The sequence below is a fragment of the Amycolatopsis ponsaeliensis genome (assembly GCF_030182635.1).
Lineage (GTDB): Bacteria > Actinomycetota > Actinomycetes > Mycobacteriales > Pseudonocardiaceae > Amycolatopsis > Amycolatopsis ponsaeliensis.
This window is the reverse complement of record NZ_JAPZLD010000037.1, coordinates 96,461-115,355: the sequence shown is the minus strand read 5'-3', so window position 1 is coordinate 115,355 and position 18,895 is coordinate 96,461. Positions and strand designations below refer to the sequence as shown.

Sequence of the window (18,895 nt, the reverse complement as noted above, 5' to 3'; positions counted from 1 at the left end):
GGCCTCCTTCAGTACCGGCTCAGCCGAGCCGGATCACGCCGTAGTCGAAGCCTTTCCGCCGGTAGACCACGCTGGGCCGGCCCGCGTCCGAGTCGTTGAAGAGGTAGAAGTCGTGGCCGACCAGCTCCATCTCGTAGAGAGCCTGGTCCACCGTCATGGGCTCCGCGGTGTGCTGCTTCTCGCGAACGACGCGACCGGGCTGGTGACCGAGGTCGTCGTCGGCCCAGCTCTGCTGCTGGGGCAGATGGATCTCACCGGCACTCGCGAAGCCGTTCGTCTGTGGTTCGGCTTCGGGTGCTTCCAACACCGCGGTACGCGCGGCGGGACTGGCTGCGGCCGGGGATCCACCACCCGGCAGCACCGAGGTCGCTTCGGCGACCGACTCCGGGCGGCTGCGCCCGTAGTGCACGCGCCTCCGGTCGTGTGTCCTCCGCAGCCGGTTTTCCAGCTTCGTGACTGCGGAATCAAGCGCTGCGTAGAAGTCGGCGGCACACGCTTCAGCGCGTACGGCCGGGCCACGTCCCTTTCCGGTGATTTCAACGCGCTGGCAGCTCTTGGCCTGGCGCCGATTGGGTTCGTGGAACAGTTCCACGTCGTACCGGATGACTTTCCTGTCGTAGCGCTCGAGGCGGGCCAGCTTCTCGCTGACGAGTGCCCGATAGTGCTCGGGCACCTCCACGTTGCGGCCCTTAACGACGATGTCCATACACGACCTCCCTCGCTGAGATGACTGCGAGCTGTTGAGTTCACACACGGCGCCGGTGTAGCGGGGACGGAAGCCCGGATCGCGGGCTGAGAAGGAACTCGGGAACGGTTCACGACGTCTCGTGCCGAGAGCCCGAGCGCGGACTCAGCGCACCTCCGGCGCCAGGGACATGGGCTCGTCACCTCCCTGCCTGCGGGGATTGCTGATAGCGGAGCACGTTAGCTTCCTCACGCCCGTTGCAACAGCCCCCGAGCCGGGGGATGTCGAGGAATGAGACTCCGTCACCCCGCGCAGTGAGCGGAGGGTGAACACCAGAAAACTCCCGCTGGTCGGACGCGCCGCGTTCGCCGTGGGTTCACACGGACGGCGCATCGCTACCGGCTGGTGGACGCCGAGGGTGACGGCCACGTCCGCCGCATCCGCCACCCCGGTGGAGTGGTGCGGCGGCCGAGTGTTGATGATCGACACCCTCATGCCCGGACAACGGCCGCGGGGTCGGTTGCGTTCCCGGCGAATGTCACTCATGTAGGTGACGTGGGGGTCACCCGGGTGCGGGGTGAGGGTGGGTAGGGCGGCCGGGTGGCGGGTTTGCGGTGGTCGGGGCGGCCTGCCATGCCGATGGGTGAAGGCGGGCTGCGGTCATGGCGGCTGGCGCGGCTGACCTGGTTGGCGGCGCGGCGAGCTGAGCACGGGCGGTGCTGGGCTTGTCCCGCTGGTGAGGGCAGGCTGCGGCCGCGGTCACGGCGCCCGACGCGGCCAGCCTGGTAGCCGGCGCGGCGAGCTGTGAGCGGGCGATGCTGGCTTGCTGCGCCGACGGGCGAAGCCCGGCTACAGGCGCGGCCGACCTGGTTGGCGGCGCGACGAGCTGCGCGCGGGCAACCGCCACACCGGCGGGGGAAGCCGAGTTGCGGTCACGGTGGTCGGCCTGGGCCGGCGGCTATCGCCGCCCGCCGCGGCAGACGGTTCGCCGGTCCGGCGGTGGGCAGACCTACGGCCGCTGTGCGCGCAGGACGGCCGGCGGCGAGGCGGCGAGGCGGCGAGGCGGCGAGGCATGGAAGCGGTACCGGCCGCCACGGGGTGTGGTACCCGTGAGCGACCGCAGCCGGCACCCGAACTCACGTCACGCCACAGGGCGCCACGATTCACCCGGCCGCGAGCAAAGTCAGCACCGCGGCGACCTCGATCCCCTCCCCCGCCAGCGCCCGCACGCACGCGGCCGCCGTGGCTCCCGTTGTGATCACGTCGTCCAGGACCACCACCGGAAATCCCGGTGGTGGGCGCCCCGCTTCGCGGAACCGGAGCCGGCCCGCGAGGTTCGCCACCCGTTCCGCGCGATCCAACCCGACAGCGTCACGCGCGCCGCCCGTCAGCTCCAGGGCCGGGGCCACCGCGACCTCGAAACCCCGCTCCGCCAGGACGCTCGCCGCCGCGGCAGCCAGGCGCTCCACGTGGGGGCCGCCGCGGACCCGGGCCGCCGAACGGCGGCTCGGTGCCGGAACCAGGCAGATCGACCGGACCGCCGGAGCCCACGCGGACTCCCGGACCCCAGCGAAAGGATGAGCGGGGCGAGCAGGAGGCCGGTCGCGGGCCTCCGACAGCCCGGGCGTCTTCCGGAGCGGCAGCACGACCAGCGCCTCCGCCAAGGCCCGCCCCAGCGAATTGGCCAGATCCCGGCGCCCGCGTTCCTTGTAGGCGATCAGCAACCGCCGCGCCACACCTCGGTACCGGGCCAGCGCGAACACCCGCGCCACGCCCGTCACCGGGACCCGGACGACCTCGGACACCGAACCCCACACCCCCGCGCACCGGGCGCAGCACGGCGCCCCGCGGGCCCCGCAGCCGGCGCACCGGGCGGGGATCAGCAAATCGAGCAGCAGCACACGGACAGTGTCCCCGCCACCACCGACAGTTTCGAAAACTCAGCCCGGGTAGAACGGATCCGCGTCCTTCAACGAGTGAGGCTGCGGCCGCCACACCTCGCCCAGTGCCGACGCCGTCCACAGCCCGTTCGCGTCCGCCACCACGATCGACCGGCTCTGCGCCGCCGCCACGCCGTGGACCTGGGGCGTCAGGTTGGAGCTGTTGAACGCGTCCATCCGCTGCCCGTCCACGGTCACCCGGACCACCGGCTGGGACGGCGACCGCGTCGCCACCACCAGCATGTCCTGGGCCACCCAGTCCACGCCGACCACGTCGTTGAGGTCGTGCGACTGCAGCAACCTCGGCTCGCGCAGGGCCACCGAATCGCCGGTGCCGACCACCGAAGCCACCCACAGCTGCCCCTTGATCACCGCCGCCACCCGGGCGCCGTCGTGGGAGAACCGCAGCTCCGAGATGTAACCCTGCTGGGTGAGGTCCGTCGCGTTGACCGTCAGCGCCGTCCACTGGTTGTTCTGGTTCACCACCAACCGGCCCACCGACACCTGGTCGACCACCGTCCACACCTCGCCGGTGCCCGGCCGCCACGTCGGGCGGCTCAGCGTCGTCCCGCCCAGGCCCGCCAGCGGCAGGTCGTGCCCCAGGTCGCCGATCCGGAGCCGGACCCGGCCGCTGTCGCGCTCCACGACCGCCAGGCGCTTGCCGTCGATCGACTGGGCCGCGCTCACGACGTCGTAGCCGCCGTTGCCCGCCGGGCCCCCGACCGGGGCGCCGTCACCCAGCGAGCGCACCCGCCCGTCGACCGTCATCAGGCCCAGCAGCGCCAGGTTCGGCGACAGGTTCGCGCCGTACGAGGGCAGGTCGTTCGACCGCCAGTCCGGGTGGTTCGCGACCAGCGGGGCGCCGTCGGCGAGGATCCGGATCCGCGCCGACGTCACGTACTGCAGCGTCAGGACGATCTGCGCGGCGATCAGGTTCCGGATGTCGTCGGCGACCCCGGACAGCCCGGTCAGCGGCACCAGCAGCGTCCCGTCGTCGAGGCTCTTGACGTTCGTGTCGATCTCCACCGGCTCGCCGAGCAGGTTCTTCACCGACCCGGCCAGGCTCGTCGACGGCCCGTTGACCAGCAGGTACATCACCCTGCTCGGCAACCCGGACTGCGGCTTCGCGACGACGTAGCGCCGGTCCGGGACGAAGGTGGCCGACTGCTCCGAGTAGAAGTTCACCGGCACCGCGGTGTAGTTCTCGCTGAAGTCGGATTCGGTCGCGTACAGGTCGGGCGGCGGGTCGACGATCCGCCACTGGCCGTTCGCCTGCTTGCGCACCTTCACCTTGAGCGCCGCCGGGTTGTAGTCGGGCACGAACGCGCTGCTCTGGTCGAGCGTGCCGACGTCGATCCCGCGCACGTTGACGACGAGGGTGTTCGGGTCGGGCTGCGGGGCCGGGTCGTAGACCGTGCCGAAGGTGTCCTGGATGATCGTCAGGCTGCGGCTCGGGTGCCAGTTCGCCCGGCCCTGCTCGTCCAGGTAGGCGCGGGCGGCCGCGTTGTTCTGGCCCGGCTTGAGGGTCGCGCCGATGAAGTCGCGCACGAGGGTCAGCGGGTCGCTGTCCGGCTTCGGCTCCGGCACGACGTCGCCCGAGCCCTGGCCCTGGCGTTCGCCGGAGACGACCACGGGCTGGGACTCCAGCGGGACGTTCGCGCAGCCGGCGACCAGCACCACGCACAGCGCCGCGAACAGCAGTTTCGCCCCGCGCCCCCGGAAAACTCGTTGCTTCACTGACCGATTTCCTCACGTTCGGCGAAGATCGCCTCGGGCGCCGGCGTGATCTCGATCAGCCCGAGGGGCACCTCGGCGGCGACGCGGTCGGGCGGCGGCAGCACCAGCGGCGGGTCGCCGGCGGGTACGTCCTGCCGGCGCGGCAGCACGAGCCGGAAGCACGAGCCGTCGCCGAGGTTGCCCCACGCGTCGAGCTCGCCACCGTGCAGGCGCGCGTCCTCCTGGCTGATCGCCAGGCCGAGCCCGGTGCCGCCGGTGCGCCGGTTGCGCGACGGGTCGGCGCGCCAGAACCGGTTGAACACCAGGTCGGCCTCGCCGGGGCGCAGGCCGACGCCGTGGTCCCGGACGGTCACCGCGACCGCGGTCTCGTTGGCCCCGACGGTGAGCACCACCGGCCGGCCCTCGCTGTGGTCGACGGCGTTGCCGAGCAGGTTGCGCAGGATCCGCTCGACGCGCCGGGCGTCGACCTCGGCGACGACCTCCTCGTCGGGCAGCACGAGCTCCACCGAGCTGCCCGCGTTGCCGGCGATCACCCGCACCTGCTCGACCGCGCGGGTGGCGATCGGGCGGACGTCGATGAACTCCGCCGACAGGTCCTCGACACCGGCGTCGAGCCTGCTGATCTCCAGCAGGTCGCCGAGCAGCGACTCGAACCGGTCGAGCTCGTCGACCAGCAGCTCGGTCGAGCGCGCGAGCCCGGCCGGGAACTGCTCGCGCGACGCGTGCAGCACGTCCGCGGCCATCCGGACGGTGGTCAGCGGCGTGCGCAGCTCGTGCGAGACGTCGGAGGTGAACCGGCGCTGCAGCCCGCCGAAATCCTCGAGCTGGCGGATCTGGCGCTGGATGCTCGCGGCCATCCCGTTGTAGGACACCGCGAGCTTCGCCAGGTCGTCCTCACCGAGCACGGTGAGCCGCTGGTCGAGGTCGCCCCCGGCGAACTGCTCGGCCGCCGCGGCGGCCTGCCGGACCGGCCGGACCACCTGCCGCGTCACCAGGTTCGTGATCCCCGCGAGCAGGAGCAGCAGCACGAGCCCGCCGACCAGCAGCGTGTTCTGCACGGTCGCGACGGTGTTCTGCTCGGTCGTCAGCGGGAACAGCAGGTAGAGCTGCAGCGGGCTGGAGACGGTGTTGAGCGGCGTTCCGACGATCAGGTACGTCGTGCGCCCGCCGTCGGTTTCGCCGACCGTGTGCTCGAGCCAGCTCATCTCGTTGGCTTCGACGAACTGGCGCAGCCGCGGCGGCACGTTCTGGAACGGCCCGGCGAACGTGGGCTCGTCGCCGGCCTGGTCGTGGCCGCCGCTGGCCAGCACCGGGACGAACGTGCCTGCCGCCGAGCCGGCCGCGTCCTGGCTGGTCGGCGTGATCGCGATCTTCTTCAACGCGTTCTGGAGGCGGGCGGCCATCGCCTCGTCCGGCTCGGCGCCGAGGCCGACCAGCTCCCCGGCGGCGGTGTCCGCGGCCGCGCGGGTCTGCGCGAAGGCCGCGTCGCGCTTGGTGTCCAGCAGGCGCTCGGTGATCTGGTTCTGCAGCACCATGCCGAGCACGAAGACCACGGCCGAGGACAGCGCGAGCGTCGAGATCGTGACGCGGAACTGCAGCGAGTGCTTCCACAGCTCGTTGAACGCGACCGCGCGACGGCGCGCGAAAACGACGACACGCCGCACCAGGCGTGCCGTCGATCGCGCGAACGCGGGGAGCCGTCTACCGGTCTCCGTGCTCATCGACTCATCACGGCGGGCCGGCCTTGTACCCGACACCGCGAACGGTCAACACCACCTCGGGGTGTTCCGGGTCCTTCTCGACCTTCGAGCGCAGCCGCTGGACGTGCACGTTCACCAGGCGGGTGTCCGCCGCGTGCCGGTAGCCCCAGACCTGCTCGAGCAGCACCTCGCGGGTGAACACCTGGCGCGGCTTGCGGGCCAGCGCCACCAGCAGGTCGAACTCCAGCGGGGTCAGCGGGATGGCCTTGCCCTCGCGCGTGACCTCGTGACCCGGGACGTCGATCGCCAGGTCGCCGATGGTGAGCGACTCCGCGGGCTCGGCCTCGGTGCGGCGCATCCGCGCCCGGACCCGCGCGACCAGCTCCTTCGGCTTGAACGGCTTCACGACGTAGTCGTCCGCACCGGACTCGAGGCCGAGCACGATGTCGACGGTGTCGCTCTTGGCGGTGAGCATGACGATCGGCACCCCGGACTCGGCGCGGATCGCCTTGCAGACGTCGATCCCGTTCATCCCGGGCAGCATCAGGTCGAGCAGGACGAGGTCGGGTTTCAGCTCGCGCAGCGCGGGCAGCGCGCGCGAACCGTCGGCGACCACGGCCGTGTCGAACCCCTCCCCACGGAGCACGATGGTGAGCATCTCCGCGAGGGCGGGGTCGTCGTCGACCACGAGAACACGTGCCTTCATGTCCACATATTCGCACTAGTTCCGGCGGCCGGACGCGCGACCCGCGTGTTTGACCACCAGAAAGATCAAGATCGCGACCGGTCCCTGCTCCATCCGGGTGGCCCTGGACGGTCCGTGAAGGCCGGCACGCGGCCTTCACGGACCTGCGGCGAAAGGCTCAGGGGACGGCCGGGACGGGCGCGTCGACGTGCACCGCACCGTCCGCGACGACCACGCGGTACGTGCGCACGGGCGCCTTCGCCGGCAGGCAGGTGGGCAAGCCGGTGCGGAGGTCGAACCGCGCGGCGTGCAGCGGGCACTCGACGAAGCAGCCTTCGAGCCAGCCGTCGGCGAGCGAGGCGTCCTGGTGGGTGCAGGTGTCGTCGACGGCGAAGAAGCCGTCCTCGGTGTGGAACACCGCGATCGGGACGGGCCCGTCGAGGCGGAGGGCTTCGCCCTCGGGCAGGTCGGTGACGGCGCAGGCGCGGATCATCAGTGCCTCCGGAAACGACTGGCGGGATGCCGGGACGGTTCGTGAATGTTGCGCATCGCGCGACTCTGCGCTTCTTGCGCAACAATCCGGTTCCGACCGCGTCCGCGTCAAGAGATTCGCCCACTCAGCCGATAGGAACGCCGCGAAACGGATAGTGTTGCGCTATGCGGAACCAGGACTCTGCTGACGCAACCTCGGCGGGAAAGCGTGCCTCGGCTGGTGGCAACGCAACTCAAAGCCAGGTGCAGTCGGTCGACCGGGCCATCAGCGTGCTGGAACTGCTCGCCCGCAACGGCGAAACCGGCATCACCGAGATCGCGGGCGAGCTGGGCGTCCACAAGTCGACGGCGTCGCGGCTGCTCAGCGTCCTGGAGTCCAGAGGCCTCGTCGAGCAGCTCGGCGAACGCGGGAAGTACGCGATCGGGTTCGGCATCGTGCGGCTGGCCGGCGCCGCGACCGGCCGGATGGACCTGGCCAAGCTCGGCCGCGCCAGCTGCCTGACCCTCGCCGAGGAGCTGGGCGAGACGGTGAACATCGCCATCGCCGACGACGGCGTCGCGATCAACATCAGCCAGGCACGCGGCTCGGCGGCGATCACGACGCAGAACTGGACGGGCCAGCGCACCCCGCTGCACGCGACCTCCAGCGGCAAGATCCTCTTGGCGTACATGGCCGAAACCGAGCGCAAGCGCGTGCTGAAGCGGAAGCTGGAGCAGTACACGCCCCGCACGACGGTCGAGCCGGACGAGCTGATGACCGAGCTGGAGCGGGTGCTCGAAGACGGTTTCGCGGCCTGCTACGAGGAGCTCGAGCTCGGCATGCACGCGGTGGCCGTGCCGATCCACGGCCCGGGCGGCGACGTCGTCGCGGCGATGAGCGCTTCGGGCCCGTCGTACCGGCTTTCGAAGCAGCGGGTGAAGCAGATCGTGCGGCCGATGACCGAGGCGGCGGACGACCTTTCCGCGCAGCTGGGCTACTTTCGGGACTAGCACAGCCGAGACTAGGGGTACAGCCGCGCCATCGCGCGGATCGTCTTTCCCATGTGGGCCACCAGTTCCGGGGGCTCGAGCACCTGCGCGTCCGTGCCGAGCCGCAGCAACCCCGCGGCCGCGTGGGGCACGTTCTCCAGCGGCACGCGGGCGCGGCGCCAGCCCTCGTCGTCCTCGGGTTCGAGAGTGCGGGAGACGAGCCGGGCCGCCCGCGGGCCGAGAATGTCCGGCAGGGCCTCGATTCCGGCCGCCGAGAGCCGCACGACGGCCGTCTCGCCGGTTTCACCCTCTTCGTAGCTTTCGACGTTCGCGCGCCAGAACTCCGCCAGGTCGAACCCGGCCGGCCGGGTGAAGTGCTCGTCGAGCGTCCGCAGTTCCTCGATGTTCCCGACGCGGTAGGTGCGCACGCGCGGCCCCGCGACGAGGTACCAGACACCGGCCTTGAGGACGAGGCCGAGCGGGTGCAGCCGCCGCGTCACGACGCCGGGTGTCGGCGACCAGCGGCGGTAGGCGACTTCGACGACCCGGTCCTGCCACAGCGCTTCCGCGGCCGCGAGCAGCTGCGGGACCGGGTCGGCCTCGCGGTACCAGCCGGGCGCGTCGAGGTGGAAGCGCTGCCGGATCCGCACCGACGCGTCGCGGTACGGCGTCGGCAGCGCGGCCATCAGCTTCAGCTCGGCCGCGGCCACCTGGGCACCCAGGCCCAGCTCCGCGGCCGGCTGCGGCAGGCCGGTGAGGAACAGCGACCCGGCCTCGCCCGCGGTCAGCCCGGTCAGCCGGGTGCGGTAGCCGTCCATCAGCTGGTAGCCGCCGTCGGGGCCGGTCTCGGCGTAGATCGGGACACCGGCGGCCGCGAGCGCTTCGACGTCGCGGTACACGGTCCGCGGGGTCACGCCGAGCTCCGCCGCCAGCTTCGACGCGCTCATCCGGCCGCGGTTCTGCAGCAACAGCAGCAGGGACACCAGCCGGCTCGCACGCACTCGCCGGAGTCTGCCAGCCACCACTGACAGAAGGTGTCAGTGGTGGCGGCCCAAGATCACCGCCATGACCGATTTCGCCTTCTTCCACGGCTCCTGGACCGTCGTCAGCCGGCGGCTCACGACTCTCTTCGCCGGCAGCGACGACTGGGACGTCTACCCCGGCACCACCACCTGCACCCCGCTCTTCGACGGCGGCGGCAACACCGAGGAGATCCTCTTCCCCGCCCGCGGGTTCCGCGGCTTCACGCTGCGCCTGTTCGACGTCGAGCGGAAGGAGTGGTCGATCTACTGGGCCAACGACCGCACCGGGCTGCTCCAGCCGCCGGTCGTCGGCACCTTCACCGACGGCCGCGGCGACTTCTACGGCGACGACGTCCACAACGGGCAGCCGATCCGGGCGCACTACCTCTGGTCGGACATCACGGACACCACCGCCCGCTGGGAGCAGGAGTTCTCCGCCGACGGCGGGCGGACCTGGGAATCCAACTGGGTCATGGAGTTCACCCGCGCCTGAGGGGGCACCTTTTCGGGCTCTTGACACCGCGTCTCGCATAACGCACTTTGTTGCCGAAGACGCAACTTCGTCGCCCGGAGGGACACGATGGCAGCACGGCCCCGGGTGGTCGTCGCCGGCGGCGGCCTGCTCGGCTGCGCACTGGCGGACGAGCTGACCGAACGCGGCTGGACCGACGTCACCGTCCTGGGCGGCGGTGAGACGGACGACCGGCCGGGGCTGGTGTTCCGGACCGACGCGGACCGCACGTTGACCGAGTTCGCGAAGTACACCGCCGCGAAGTACGGCGGCCTCGACGGCCAGTGGTGCTTCAACCCGGTCGGCAGCCTGGACCTCGCGACCACTCCCGAGCGGCTCGCGGACCTGCGGCGGCGGCACGGCTGGGCGACGTCGTGGGGCGTGCGCGGCTTCCTGCGCACGCCCCGCGAGTGCGCCGACCTGCACCCGCTCCTCGACGAAACCCGCGTGCTGGGCGGGTTCCACGTCCCCGGTGACGGCCTGCTGCACGCACGGCGCGCGGCCGAAGCCCAGGCCCGGCGGGCGAAGGCCCGGGGCGCGCGGTTCAGCGCCGAGGAGGTCCTGGAGGTCGAGCGGGCGGGCGGCCGCGTCACCGGCGTCGTCACCGCGACCGGGCGGGTGCGGGCCGACGTCGTCGTCTTCTGCGACGGCTCCGACGGGCTCCCCCTGCCCGAAGCGCCGCGGCAGCTGCGGTACACGCGGACGTCGCCGCTGCCGGACCTGGCCGGGCACAACGACGAACACGTCCAGGCCGGCAAACCCGTGCTGCGTGACCTCGACACCGGGCTGACCGTCCGCGAGCACGTCGACCGGCTCGGCGTCGGCGGCGCGTGGGAATCGGCGATCGCGCTCCTGCCCGCGCTCCAAGACGCCGTGGCCGAGGCCACGACGACGATCCTGCTACCCGGCACCCCCGACGGGATGCCGCTGCTGGGCGAACACCCGGAGCTCGACGGCTTCTGGGTGGCGAAGGCCGTCCGCGCGGAACACTCCGCCGGGGTCGCGCGCGAGCTGGCGCGCTGGCTCGTCGACGGGCAGCCGGTGCTCGCGCTGCACGGCTGCGACCTCGCCCGGTTCGCGCCGTCGGCCCGGTTCACCGCGGAGCCGGTGCGGACCGGTCCCTTCCACGAGCGGCAGGTCGCGCTGGGCGCGCACTTCGGTCCGGCGGACGGCTGGGCGCGGCCGGAGCGGTACGCGCCCGACCCCGGCGCGGAAGCGCTCGTGACCCGCGAGCGCGTCGCGATGTTCGACCTGACGTCCGTGCCGCGGCTGGCCGTCACCGGTCCCGGCGCGCTGCCGTTCCTGCAGACCATGACGACCGGCGATCTCGCGAAACCGCCGGGCACGGTCACGGGAACGCTGCTGCTCGGCGAAGACGGCGGGCTGCGCGGCCGGCTCACCGTGGCCCGTCTCGGCGACGAACGGTTCCACGTCGGCGCCGGCACGCGCCTCGACTTCGCCTGGCTGCGGCGGCACCTGCCCGGTGACGGCACCGTCCAAGTCCACGAGACGACGCCGGGCACCTGCTGCCTCGGCGTGTGGGGACCGCTGGCCGGTGAACTGCTGTCAGAACTGTCCACAACGGACTACTCGGCCGAGGAGACGTACGTCGGCGACGTCCCGGTCGTCGCGGTGCGACTGTCCACTGTGGGCGAGCCCGGCTGGGAGCTGCACACGACGGCGGACCTCGGCCGCCGTCTGTGGGACACCTTGCGCGAACGGGACATCGCCGTCGCCGGCCACCAGGCGTTCACCAGTCTGCGCTTGGAGGCAGGCATGCCCGTCGCGGGCGTCGACTTCACCACCGAGCACGACCCCTTCGAGGCCGGGCTCGGCGACGCCGTCCGCCGGGACAAGGGCTACTTCCTCGGCCGGGACGCGCTGGCGGGCCGGTCCCCGGCGACCGTGAGCCGCCGGCTGACCCGCCTGACGACCGGGAAAGTCCTGCAGGGCAAGGAACCCGTGTACGTCGAAGGCCACGCGGCCGGGTACGTCACCAGCGCCGGGTACGGCCACACCCTGGGTCAGGCCCTCGCGTACGCCTGGCTTCCGGTGGAGTACAGCGGATCCGGGACTCCGGTCGAGATCGAGCACTTCGGCGAGCGCGTGCCGGGGAGGGTCGGATGACGCACTACGACGTGATCGTGCTCGGCCTCGGCGGGATGGGCAGCGCCGCGGCGTACCGGCTGGCGCGGCGCGGGCAGCGGGTGCTCGGCATCGACCAGTTCGCGCCGGTGCACAACCGAGGGTCGAGCCACGGCGGTTCGCGGATCACGCGCCAGGCGTACCTCGAAGGCCCCGAGTACGTCCCGCTCCTGCTGCGCGCCCACGAACTGTGGGCGGGCCTCGAGCGCGACAGCGGACGGCGGCTGTTCACCCGCTGCGGCGGGCTCATGGTCGGCACGGCCGGCTCGCGCACGATCACCGGCAGCGTGGCGTCGGCTCGCGCGTTCGGCATCCCACACGAGCTCCTGGACGCTTCCGCGATCCGGCGGCGGTTCCCGACCCTGACGCCGTCGGCGGACGAAGTCGCCCTGTACGAGCCGGGCGCCGGGCTGGTGTCGCCCGAGGGCAGCGTCGCCGCGCACCTGCAGCTCGCCGCGCGGTGCGGCGCCGAGCTGCACCACGAGGAGAAGGTGTTCACCTGGAGCACGATGGCCGGCGGGGTGCGCGTCGGGACGTCGCACAGCTACTACACGGCCGACCGGCTGGTGCTCGCGCCCGGAGCGTGGGCCGGCGAGCTGCTGCGCGACTTCGGCGTGGAGTTCACGGTCCGGCGGCAGGTGCAGTACTGGTTCGCGCCATCGGGCGGGATCGAGCCGTTCCGGCGGCACCCGGTCTACCTCTGGGAAGGCGACGGCTACACGTTCTACGGCTTCCCGGCGCACAACGCGCCCGCGGACGGCGTCAAGGTCGCGTTCCACACCGGGGGCCGCGCGTGCACCCCGGACGGCATCGACCGGACGGTGTCGGCCGAGGAGGTCCACGAGATCTCGTCCGTCGTCAAACGGCATCTCCCGACGCTCCCGGGAGCGTTCCTGCGCGCGGCGACGTGCATGTACACCGACACCGCCGACGAGAGCTTCGTCGTGGCGCCGCACCCGGCGGAGGAGCGGGTGGTGCTGGCGTGCGGGTTCTCGGGCCACGGCTTCAAGTTCGCGCCGGTGATCGGCGAGATCGTCGCGGACCTGGTGGTGGACGGCGCGACGGCCCACCCGATCGCGAAGTTCGACCCGGCCCGGTTACTGCGTTAGCAGCGTCTTCGCGAGCCCTTCGAGGTCGACGCCCGCGACACCGTCCAGGACGTGCCACGGCGCCAGCCAGCCCGACGCAGCCAGCTCGTCGTACACGGCCGCGCACCGGCGCTGGAGCCCGTCGTCGGTCTCGAACGCATCGCGCTCGCGGTCGGTCTCCGCCTCCGCGCGCCGCTCCGCCCGCTCGGCCGCCACCGCCGGCGCCACCCGCAGCAGCAGGTGCGCGTCGGGGCGGGGCAGGCCGAACCGGCCGACCTCGAGCTCCCACACCCACTTCACGACTTCGCCGGCCGCGTCCTGCCGCAGCCGTGCGGCCGCGTACGCCGCGTTGGACGCCACATAGCGGTCGAGCAGGACGACGTCGTGCGTGTCCCGCAGCGCGCGGATGTCGTCCGCGGCGCCGCTGCGGTCGAGCGCGTAGAGCACGGCCATGCCGTACACCGAGTCCGCGAGGTCGCCGTGCCCGCGGTGCAGCGCCTCCTTGACGAGGTCGGCGTGCACGCTCTCGCCGTAGCGCGGGAACGCCAGCTTCGCGACGCTCGCGCCCTTCGCGCTCAGCGCGTCCGTCAGCCCGTCGGCGAGCGTGCGCTTGCCCGCGCCGTCGAGCCCTTCGATGACCACCAGTCGACCCACGGAGGTCACAGTAACGGTGACGGTGGTGGACCGGCGGGCTCGGTGGAAGGGGATCGACGCCGAGCCCGCCGGTTCGTCTTCAGGCGGAGATCCGCCTCAGGTGCAGCACGTAGCCAGCGCCGCTGACCGCCAGCACGCCGACGAGGATCAGCAGCGGCACCCAGCCGGTGTCGTGGCCGGACGGCGCCGGGCCGCCGTCGCCGCGGGGCATCACCTGCGACGTCGCGTCGTAGCCGCCCGCCTCGCCTTCGCGGGCGTAGGCCGAGCCCGGGAGCTTGTCGGCGTACCGCTGCGAGACCGTCCGCTGGTAGTCGGCGACCGTGACCGCCCCGGTCGTCCCGGAAAGCGGCGTGACGCGGCCGTCGCGGACCGCGTACCAGGCGTCGACCTGCGGCTCGTGCAGGAGTTGGGCGCCCGCGGGCAGGGTGCGGGCGAACGCCGCCTCGACGTCGCCCGAGGCGATGTTGCCGATCTGCCAGGCGCCGTCGTCCCCGCGGACCGACCAGAGCGTCGCGGTCCGGCCGTCGGAGGCCTGGGCGGGCACCGCGAAGTACGCGAAGTCGCCCGGCGCCGCGCCCGGCTTGCCCACGACGAAGTCCGGCGAGAGCTCGTAGACCGGGTACGCGTCCGGTGCGATCCGGACCGTCACCGGCCCCTTCGCGTCCGGCGCCTGTGCGAAGAACCGCACCAGCGTGTCCTGGAGGTCCGCCGCCGCGGCGTGCGCGGCCACGGCGTCGGCGCTGCTGATGCCGGCGGCCTGGGCCGCGCCTGACACCGGTGCCGTCATCAGCAGCGCCGCGCCGGTCAGCACGGCGAGCACGAGCGCCCGCCTGCTCATCGGGAGATCCCGGTGAGCGTGTGCGTCCAGGTGAACGACGAGTTGTGCGTGTAGTAGCCGTAGGTCGACCAGTTGTAGCGCTTGGCGGGCCCCGGGTCGCCCCAGGACACCCAGCCGCCGCTGGTGTCGTAGCCGTAGAGGACGTGGGTGTGGCCACCGCCGGAGCGGTACCCGACGCGGGTTTCGACCGGCCGGTTCGCGGCGGTCTGCGTCCGGACGTCGGCGTAGGAGATGCGGTGGTCGAGGTAGCGCCCCGGCGAGGTGAACCCGAGCTTGGCGAAGGCGCGTTGCGGGTCGGCGAGGGTGCCGGGGAGGTTCGCACAGTCCTTTCCGGTCTCGCCGTGGGCGAGCTGGCAGAAGCGCGTCTGGCTGACCGCGGCGCCGTGGGAGGCCGCGATCGTGGCGCCGGAGCCGGCCCAGCACCACTGGCTCCGTTCCTGGGACTGCATCGTGATTCGGGTCTGGAAGGTCGACGGCACTCCGGGCGCGGCTCCGGCGGTGACCGGCGCGACCAGGCACAACATCAGGCACACGGCCAAGGTGGCGTGTACCCGGCTCGACTTCACCAGCACAGACGGCCTCCTGCGGAGGAGTGGGCGAACCAGCGGTGGTCACAACGGTGAACAACCCGGTCACAAGGAGCAAGAACGCCATCCGGAGGAACGGACCGTTCCGGGTCACAGCCGGAACGCGGAACAGTGACCACAACGAGGCCAACCACCCTGAACGGGGGTCGGCCCGGGCACTCTACGCTGCTAACGTGAACGTTCCGCGGTGTTCACGCCCAGCGCACACACTGGTCGGGTGAAGGGACGAGCGGTGGCACAAGACGGGAACCTCCCACTGATCATCGATGGCGCCCGTACGACCCGGGCATCGGTCGCCGAACTGCCGAAAGAGCTGACCGAGGCGCTCCGCACCGGCGAGTTCCACCATGCCCTGAGACTGGCGATCGCCTACCGCGGCCTCTCGCTCGCGCGGCTGCGCGCGCACCTCGCGCTGCGCGGGGTCCAAATCGGACAGTCCACGCTGAGTTACTGGCAACGCGGCCTGCGCCAGCCCGAGGTGCCCAAGGCGCTCCCGGCGGTCCGGGCCCTCGAATCGGTCCTCCAGCTGCCCGCGGACGCCCTCGTGGTGCTGATCGGACCGCGACTGGTCCGCCGCGGCCACCAGCCCGCGGCGTCGTTCCACGACCTGCGTTCCGGTGACATGGGGTCGATCGTCGAGGACCTGCTCGCCGAGCTCGGCGCGTACCCGTCGTCGAACCACTACAACGCCGACCTCGAGCTGTTGTCGGTCCACGACACGATCACGTTCGACGCGGAGCACCGCCAGGTCAGCCTGCGCACGCGGCTGGTGACGCGGGCGCGCCGGCACGGCCCGGACCGCTACCTGACGGTCTACAACGGCGATCCGGGCTGCCGGATCGACGACGTCGAGCTGATCACCGACGAGGGCTGCCGGATCGGCCGGATGCGCCGCAACCCGGACGCGGACACGATGGCGACGGAGCTGCTGTTCGACCGCAAGCTCGCCGAGGGCGACATCCACGTGTTCTGCTACGAGGTCCGCGACGACTCGGGCTCGGCGTCCCCCGGCTACTACCGGATGCTCCGCGACCGGTGCGCGAGCTATCTGGTCCAGCTGCGCTTCGACCGCAACGCGCTGCCGGCCCGCTGCACCCGCCAGGTCCGGGCGCGCGACGACGCCCTGCCGGTGGTGGCGGAGGAGCTGGCGTGCGACATGGGCGGGGTGAGCAGCGCGTTCTTCAACGACGCCGGGCCCGGGCTGGCCGGCGTCGCCGTCGAGTGGAACTGATCACACCACGCCGCTGCGCAAGGCGACGAACAGCCGCTCCAGCCGTTCGCGGTGGTCGGCCGCCACGACGTCCGGCTCGCCTCCGTCGATGAGCCAGCTCGCGGTCTGCACCAGCACCGTGGCGTAACCGGCGATGAAGAACGCCGCGAACAGCGGCCCGTCGTCGTCGAAGTCCCGGTCGCCCGCGAGCTCGTCGGCGAGCAGCCGCTGCAGGTCCGCGCCGATCTCCCGCACCCGCGCGATCAGGGCGGGCGACGCCGCGACCGTCCGGAAGAACGGGATCGCCCCGTCGGCGACGCCGGACAGCCCGTGACGCTCGTCGAGGAGCCGGAGGGTCGCTTCGCGCAGGGACTCGAGCACGTCGACGCCCGGAGCGCGGTCGCGCACCGCCGAGCGCAGGACGTCGGCCGCGTCGACCTGGCGGTCCAGCAGCAGGTCCTCCTTGCGCGGGAAGTGCTTGAAGACGGTCACGCTCGAGACCCCGGCCTCCCGCGCGACCTCGGCGACCGTGACCGCGTCGAACCCGCGCTCGAGGAACAGCCGGGTGGCGGCCTGCGAGATCTTCGCCCGCGTCTGCGGCCCGCCACGCTCGCCGGTCCTGGGCATCGGATCACACTCCCTTGTGTCACTAAACTTAGTCAGTTAACTTAGTGGCATGTCCTCCGAACAGACCACCGGCATTCTCGCCGCCGGACCGTCCGCCCCGGCACCGCGCTCCCCGCAGTCGCTGCGCGAAGCGTGGATCGCCCTGGCCGGGCTGTCCGCGGTGTTCCTCTTCGAGATGCTCGACAACTCGATCCTCAACGTCGCGCTGCCCACGATCGGCCGCGAGCTCCACGCGTCGACGACCGTCCTGCAGTGGGTGACGGGCGCCTACGCGGTCGTGTTCGGCGGGCTGATGCTGGCCTTCGGCGCGCTGGCCGACCGGTTCGGCCGGCGGCGGATCATGCTCATCGGCCTGGTCCTGCTCGGCGTCGCGAGCCTCGCGACCGCGTTCGTCGGCACCGCGGAGCAGCTGATCGCCGTGCGAGTGGCGATGGGCGTCGCGGCCGCGATGACGACCCCGGGCTCGATGGCGCTGGCCTTCCGGCTGTTCGGCGACGACGGCCTGCGCGTCCGCGCGACCACCCTCATCTCGACCGTGGGCCTGGTCGGGCTCGCGATCGGCCCGACCGCGGGCGGCTTCGTGCTCGCGATCGCGCCGTGGCAGGTCCTGCTGCTGGTGAACGTGCCGGTCGCGGCACTCGCGTTCGCCGGCGTGTGGTTCGGCATCGCCGCGGACGACCCGGCCAGCCTCCACCGTGACCCGGTGGACGTCCTCGGCGCGGTGCTCGGCACGGCGGCGGTCGTGCTCGCGCTCGTCGCCCCCACGCTGTTCGTGAACGAGGGAGCCGGCGCCTGGGAGCCCTGGGCCGCCACCGCCGCGGCCGTCGTCGCCGCGTTCCTGTTCGTCGTCCGCGAGCGGTCGGCCCGGTATCCGCTGCTGGACCTGAAGCTCGTCGCGCACCCGCTGGTGTCCAGCGGCCTGGCGTTCAAGGCCGCCGCCGGGCTGGCGACCGCCGGCCTGGGTTACCTGGTGACGCTGCAGCTGCAGCTCGACTGGGGCTGGCCGCCCGCGCTCGCCGCCGCCGGGATGCTGCCGCAGGTCGTGGTGCTGGTCGCGGGTGGCGCGTTCGTCAGCCCGTTCGTGCGCCGCGCCGGCCTCGAACGAGCCGCGTGGATCAGCGCCGCGGCGGTCGTGGCCGGGCTCGCCGTGTACGGCCTGCTGAGCCGGTTCGGCTACCTGTGGGTGGCGCTCGCGCTGGTGCTCGTGGCGGCCGGGATGCGCGTGGTCGGCGTCGTCGCCGGCGTCAACGTCCTGCGCGGCCTGCCGGAGAACCGCACGACGATCGGCGCGGCCCTCACCGACACCGCCACCGAAGTCACCTCCGGCGCCGGCATCGCCGCGACCGGCACGATCCTCGCCGCGCTGTTCACCGGCGACATCGCCACGACGCACTGGAGCGCGCAGCAGACCGCGCAGTTCCGCGAGGCCGTGACGGTGGCGGGCCTGACGCTCACGATCGTGGCGGCGGCGCTCGTCGCCTGGGGATTCGTCCGGTCACGGCGCGCCTAGCGACCGCGGTGCTTGGCGCGGGCTTTCGCCCTGGCCAGCGCGCGGCGGCGAGTCGCTTCGGCGGCCGCACGACGTTTGCGGGCCGCCTTGTTCTCCCCCGCGCGCTCGGCGGTCGCCTCCTTCAGCGCGCGCTGGGCGGCGGTGCCGATGCCGTCCTCGCTCTTCATTTGCTTTGGGCGCCGCTTTTGCTCCGGAACCGGCGGGGCCTCGCGCGCTTTGTCGGCCAGGCGAACGAAGTCGTGGCCGGCCGCGAAGGCGGCGAGTTCGGCGTTGTTCGGCTCGGCGCCGAAGATGTGACGAGCGGCCCGGACCAGGCCGTCTTCGTGGATTTCGTAGACGCCGACCCAGAACCGGCCGTCGTGGTACAGCGTGAACACCCCGTGCATCGGGAACCTCCAGGCGTGACGGATCAGCCTGGCGCCACCGGTTTCCCGTGCGGGACAACGAGTCCTTGCGGACCGCCCGGACTACCTACCGGGCCGTGAGGTTCGTGAA

The 18,895-nt window shown here is 72.3% G+C and carries 18 protein-coding genes; 6 read left to right on the top strand and 12 right to left on the bottom strand.

All coding sequences use genetic code 11. The features are described from left to right. Positions 1-19 precede the first annotated feature (19 nt). The 6 genes from hpf to QQ657_RS40410 all read right to left on the bottom strand — a co-directional run bounded on the left by hpf (position 20) and on the right by QQ657_RS40410 (position 7,240). The gene (gene hpf / locus QQ657_RS40435) at positions 20-706 is read right to left on the bottom strand and encodes a ribosome hibernation-promoting factor, HPF/YfiA family (protein WP_284747639.1); all 687 of its coding nucleotides are present in this window, start codon (positions 704-706) and stop codon (positions 20-22) included. Positions 707-1,848: 1,142 nt separating this feature from the next. Continuing rightward, the gene (locus QQ657_RS40430) at positions 1,849-2,586 is read right to left on the bottom strand and encodes a ComF family protein (RefSeq protein WP_284747638.1); all 738 of its coding nucleotides are present in this window, start codon (positions 2,584-2,586) and stop codon (positions 1,849-1,851) included. Positions 2,587-2,625: 39 nt separating this feature from the next. Continuing rightward, complete coding sequence (locus QQ657_RS40425) at positions 2,626-4,362, bottom strand: LpqB family beta-propeller domain-containing protein (protein WP_284747637.1); 1,737 nt, start codon at positions 4,360-4,362, stop codon at positions 2,626-2,628. Beyond that, the gene (gene mtrB, locus QQ657_RS40420; RefSeq protein WP_284747636.1) at positions 4,359-6,083 is read right to left on the bottom strand and encodes an MtrAB system histidine kinase MtrB; all 1,725 of its coding nucleotides are present in this window, start codon (positions 6,081-6,083) and stop codon (positions 4,359-4,361) included. The genes QQ657_RS40425 and mtrB overlap by 4 nt, the downstream gene beginning before the upstream one ends. Positions 6,084-6,090: 7 nt before the next feature. Beyond that, positions 6,091-6,768, bottom strand: coding sequence for an MtrAB system response regulator MtrA (mtrA, locus tag QQ657_RS40415; RefSeq protein WP_005150760.1), 678 nt, complete (start codon positions 6,766-6,768; stop codon positions 6,091-6,093). A 157-nt stretch (positions 6,769-6,925) separates the two neighbouring features. Beyond that, complete coding sequence (locus QQ657_RS40410; RefSeq protein ID WP_284747635.1) at positions 6,926-7,240, bottom strand: bifunctional 3-phenylpropionate/cinnamic acid dioxygenase ferredoxin subunit; 315 nt, start codon at positions 7,238-7,240, stop codon at positions 6,926-6,928. Positions 7,241-7,404: 164 nt separating this feature from the next. Between QQ657_RS40410 and QQ657_RS40405 the strand changes: the two genes are divergently transcribed. After that, positions 7,405-8,229: an IclR family transcriptional regulator gene (locus QQ657_RS40405; RefSeq protein WP_284747634.1), complete on the top strand. Its 825-nt coding sequence runs from the start codon at positions 7,405-7,407 to the stop codon at positions 8,227-8,229. An 11-nt stretch (positions 8,230-8,240) separates the two neighbouring features. On the opposite strand, the gene QQ657_RS40400 is transcribed toward QQ657_RS40405, so the two are convergent. Then, on the bottom strand, positions 8,241-9,209 hold the full coding sequence (locus QQ657_RS40400) for a helix-turn-helix transcriptional regulator (protein ID WP_284747633.1): 969 nt from the start codon (positions 9,207-9,209) through the stop codon (positions 8,241-8,243). 64 nt (positions 9,210-9,273) lie between these two features. Between QQ657_RS40400 and QQ657_RS40395 the strand changes: the two genes are divergently transcribed. The 3 genes from QQ657_RS40395 to solA all read left to right on the top strand — a co-directional run bounded on the left by QQ657_RS40395 (position 9,274) and on the right by solA (position 12,995). Then, on the top strand, positions 9,274-9,723 hold the full coding sequence (locus QQ657_RS40395) for a hypothetical protein (RefSeq protein WP_284747632.1): 450 nt from the start codon (positions 9,274-9,276) through the stop codon (positions 9,721-9,723). A gap of 87 nt (positions 9,724-9,810) precedes the next feature. After that, entirely contained in the window at positions 9,811-11,868 is a 2,058-nt protein-coding gene (locus tag QQ657_RS40390) for an FAD-dependent oxidoreductase (protein ID WP_284747631.1), read from the top strand. Next, positions 11,865-12,995, top strand: a complete 1,131-nt coding sequence (gene solA, locus QQ657_RS40385) for an N-methyl-L-tryptophan oxidase (protein ID WP_284747630.1) — start codon at positions 11,865-11,867, stop codon at positions 12,993-12,995. The genes QQ657_RS40390 and solA overlap by 4 nt, the downstream gene beginning before the upstream one ends. Here the strand turns inward: solA and QQ657_RS40380 are convergent. From QQ657_RS40380 to QQ657_RS40370, 3 genes are all read right to left on the bottom strand, one after another. Beyond that, a complete protein-coding gene (locus QQ657_RS40380; RefSeq protein WP_284747629.1) occupies positions 12,984-13,637 on the bottom strand; it encodes a dTMP kinase in 654 nt (217 codons plus the stop codon). The genes solA and QQ657_RS40380 overlap by 12 nt on opposite strands. 70 nt (positions 13,638-13,707) lie before the next feature. Next, on the bottom strand, positions 13,708-14,466 hold the full coding sequence (locus tag QQ657_RS40375) for a hypothetical protein (protein WP_284747628.1): 759 nt from the start codon (positions 14,464-14,466) through the stop codon (positions 13,708-13,710). Next, positions 14,463-15,038, bottom strand: a complete 576-nt coding sequence (locus tag QQ657_RS40370) for a papain-like cysteine protease family protein (protein ID WP_284747627.1) — start codon at positions 15,036-15,038, stop codon at positions 14,463-14,465. The genes QQ657_RS40375 and QQ657_RS40370 overlap by 4 nt, the downstream gene beginning before the upstream one ends. Positions 15,039-15,285: 247 nt before the next feature. On the opposite strand from QQ657_RS40370, the gene QQ657_RS40365 reads away from it, so the two are divergent. Next, positions 15,286-16,284 (top strand): hypothetical protein, encoded by a 999-nt coding sequence (locus QQ657_RS40365; RefSeq protein ID WP_284747626.1) that lies wholly within the window; start codon positions 15,286-15,288, stop codon positions 16,282-16,284. Here the strand turns inward: QQ657_RS40365 and QQ657_RS40360 are convergent, their stop codons facing one another. After that, a complete protein-coding gene (locus tag QQ657_RS40360; protein WP_284747625.1) occupies positions 16,285-16,890 on the bottom strand; it encodes a TetR/AcrR family transcriptional regulator in 606 nt (201 codons plus the stop codon). A 49-nt stretch (positions 16,891-16,939) separates the two neighbouring features. Here QQ657_RS40360 and QQ657_RS40355 point away from each other — a divergent pair, with 49 nt between their 5' ends. Continuing rightward, the gene (locus QQ657_RS40355) at positions 16,940-18,400 is read left to right on the top strand and encodes an MFS transporter (protein WP_284747624.1); all 1,461 of its coding nucleotides are present in this window, start codon (positions 16,940-16,942) and stop codon (positions 18,398-18,400) included. On the opposite strand, the gene QQ657_RS40350 is transcribed toward QQ657_RS40355, so the two are convergent. After that, positions 18,397-18,786 carry a YjdF family protein gene (locus tag QQ657_RS40350; RefSeq protein ID WP_284747623.1) on the bottom strand — a complete coding sequence of 130 codons (390 nt, stop codon included), beginning with the start codon at positions 18,784-18,786 and terminating at the stop codon, positions 18,397-18,399. The two genes, QQ657_RS40355 and QQ657_RS40350, sit on opposite strands and share 4 nt — an antisense overlap. Positions 18,787-18,895: the final 109 nt, after the last annotated feature.

Bases quoted from the DNA above. Each gene is read 5' to 3' on its own strand.
- hpf (WP_284747639.1), bottom strand. From the start codon at position 706: ATGGACATCGTCGTTAAGGGCCGCAACGTGGAGGTGCCCGAGCACTAT.
- mtrB (WP_284747636.1), bottom strand. From the start codon at position 6,083: ATGAGCACGGAGACCGGTAGACGGCTCCCCGCGTTCGCGCGATCGACG.
- mtrA (WP_005150760.1), bottom strand. From the start codon at position 6,768: ATGAAGGCACGTGTTCTCGTGGTCGACGACGACCCCGCCCTCGCGGAG.
- QQ657_RS40410 (WP_284747635.1), bottom strand. From the start codon at position 7,240: ATGATCCGCGCCTGCGCCGTCACCGACCTGCCCGAGGGCGAAGCCCTC.
- QQ657_RS40405 (WP_284747634.1), top strand. From the start codon at position 7,405: ATGCGGAACCAGGACTCTGCTGACGCAACCTCGGCGGGAAAGCGTGCC.
- QQ657_RS40395 (WP_284747632.1), top strand. From the start codon at position 9,274: ATGACCGATTTCGCCTTCTTCCACGGCTCCTGGACCGTCGTCAGCCGG.
- QQ657_RS40390 (WP_284747631.1), top strand. From the start codon at position 9,811: ATGGCAGCACGGCCCCGGGTGGTCGTCGCCGGCGGCGGCCTGCTCGGC.
- solA (WP_284747630.1), top strand. From the start codon at position 11,865: ATGACGCACTACGACGTGATCGTGCTCGGCCTCGGCGGGATGGGCAGC.
- QQ657_RS40375 (WP_284747628.1), bottom strand. From the start codon at position 14,466: ATGAGCAGGCGGGCGCTCGTGCTCGCCGTGCTGACCGGCGCGGCGCTG.
- QQ657_RS40360 (WP_284747625.1), bottom strand. From the start codon at position 16,890: ATGCCCAGGACCGGCGAGCGTGGCGGGCCGCAGACGCGGGCGAAGATC.
- QQ657_RS40355 (WP_284747624.1), top strand. From the start codon at position 16,940: ATGTCCTCCGAACAGACCACCGGCATTCTCGCCGCCGGACCGTCCGCC.
- QQ657_RS40350 (WP_284747623.1), bottom strand. From the start codon at position 18,786: ATGCACGGGGTGTTCACGCTGTACCACGACGGCCGGTTCTGGGTCGGC.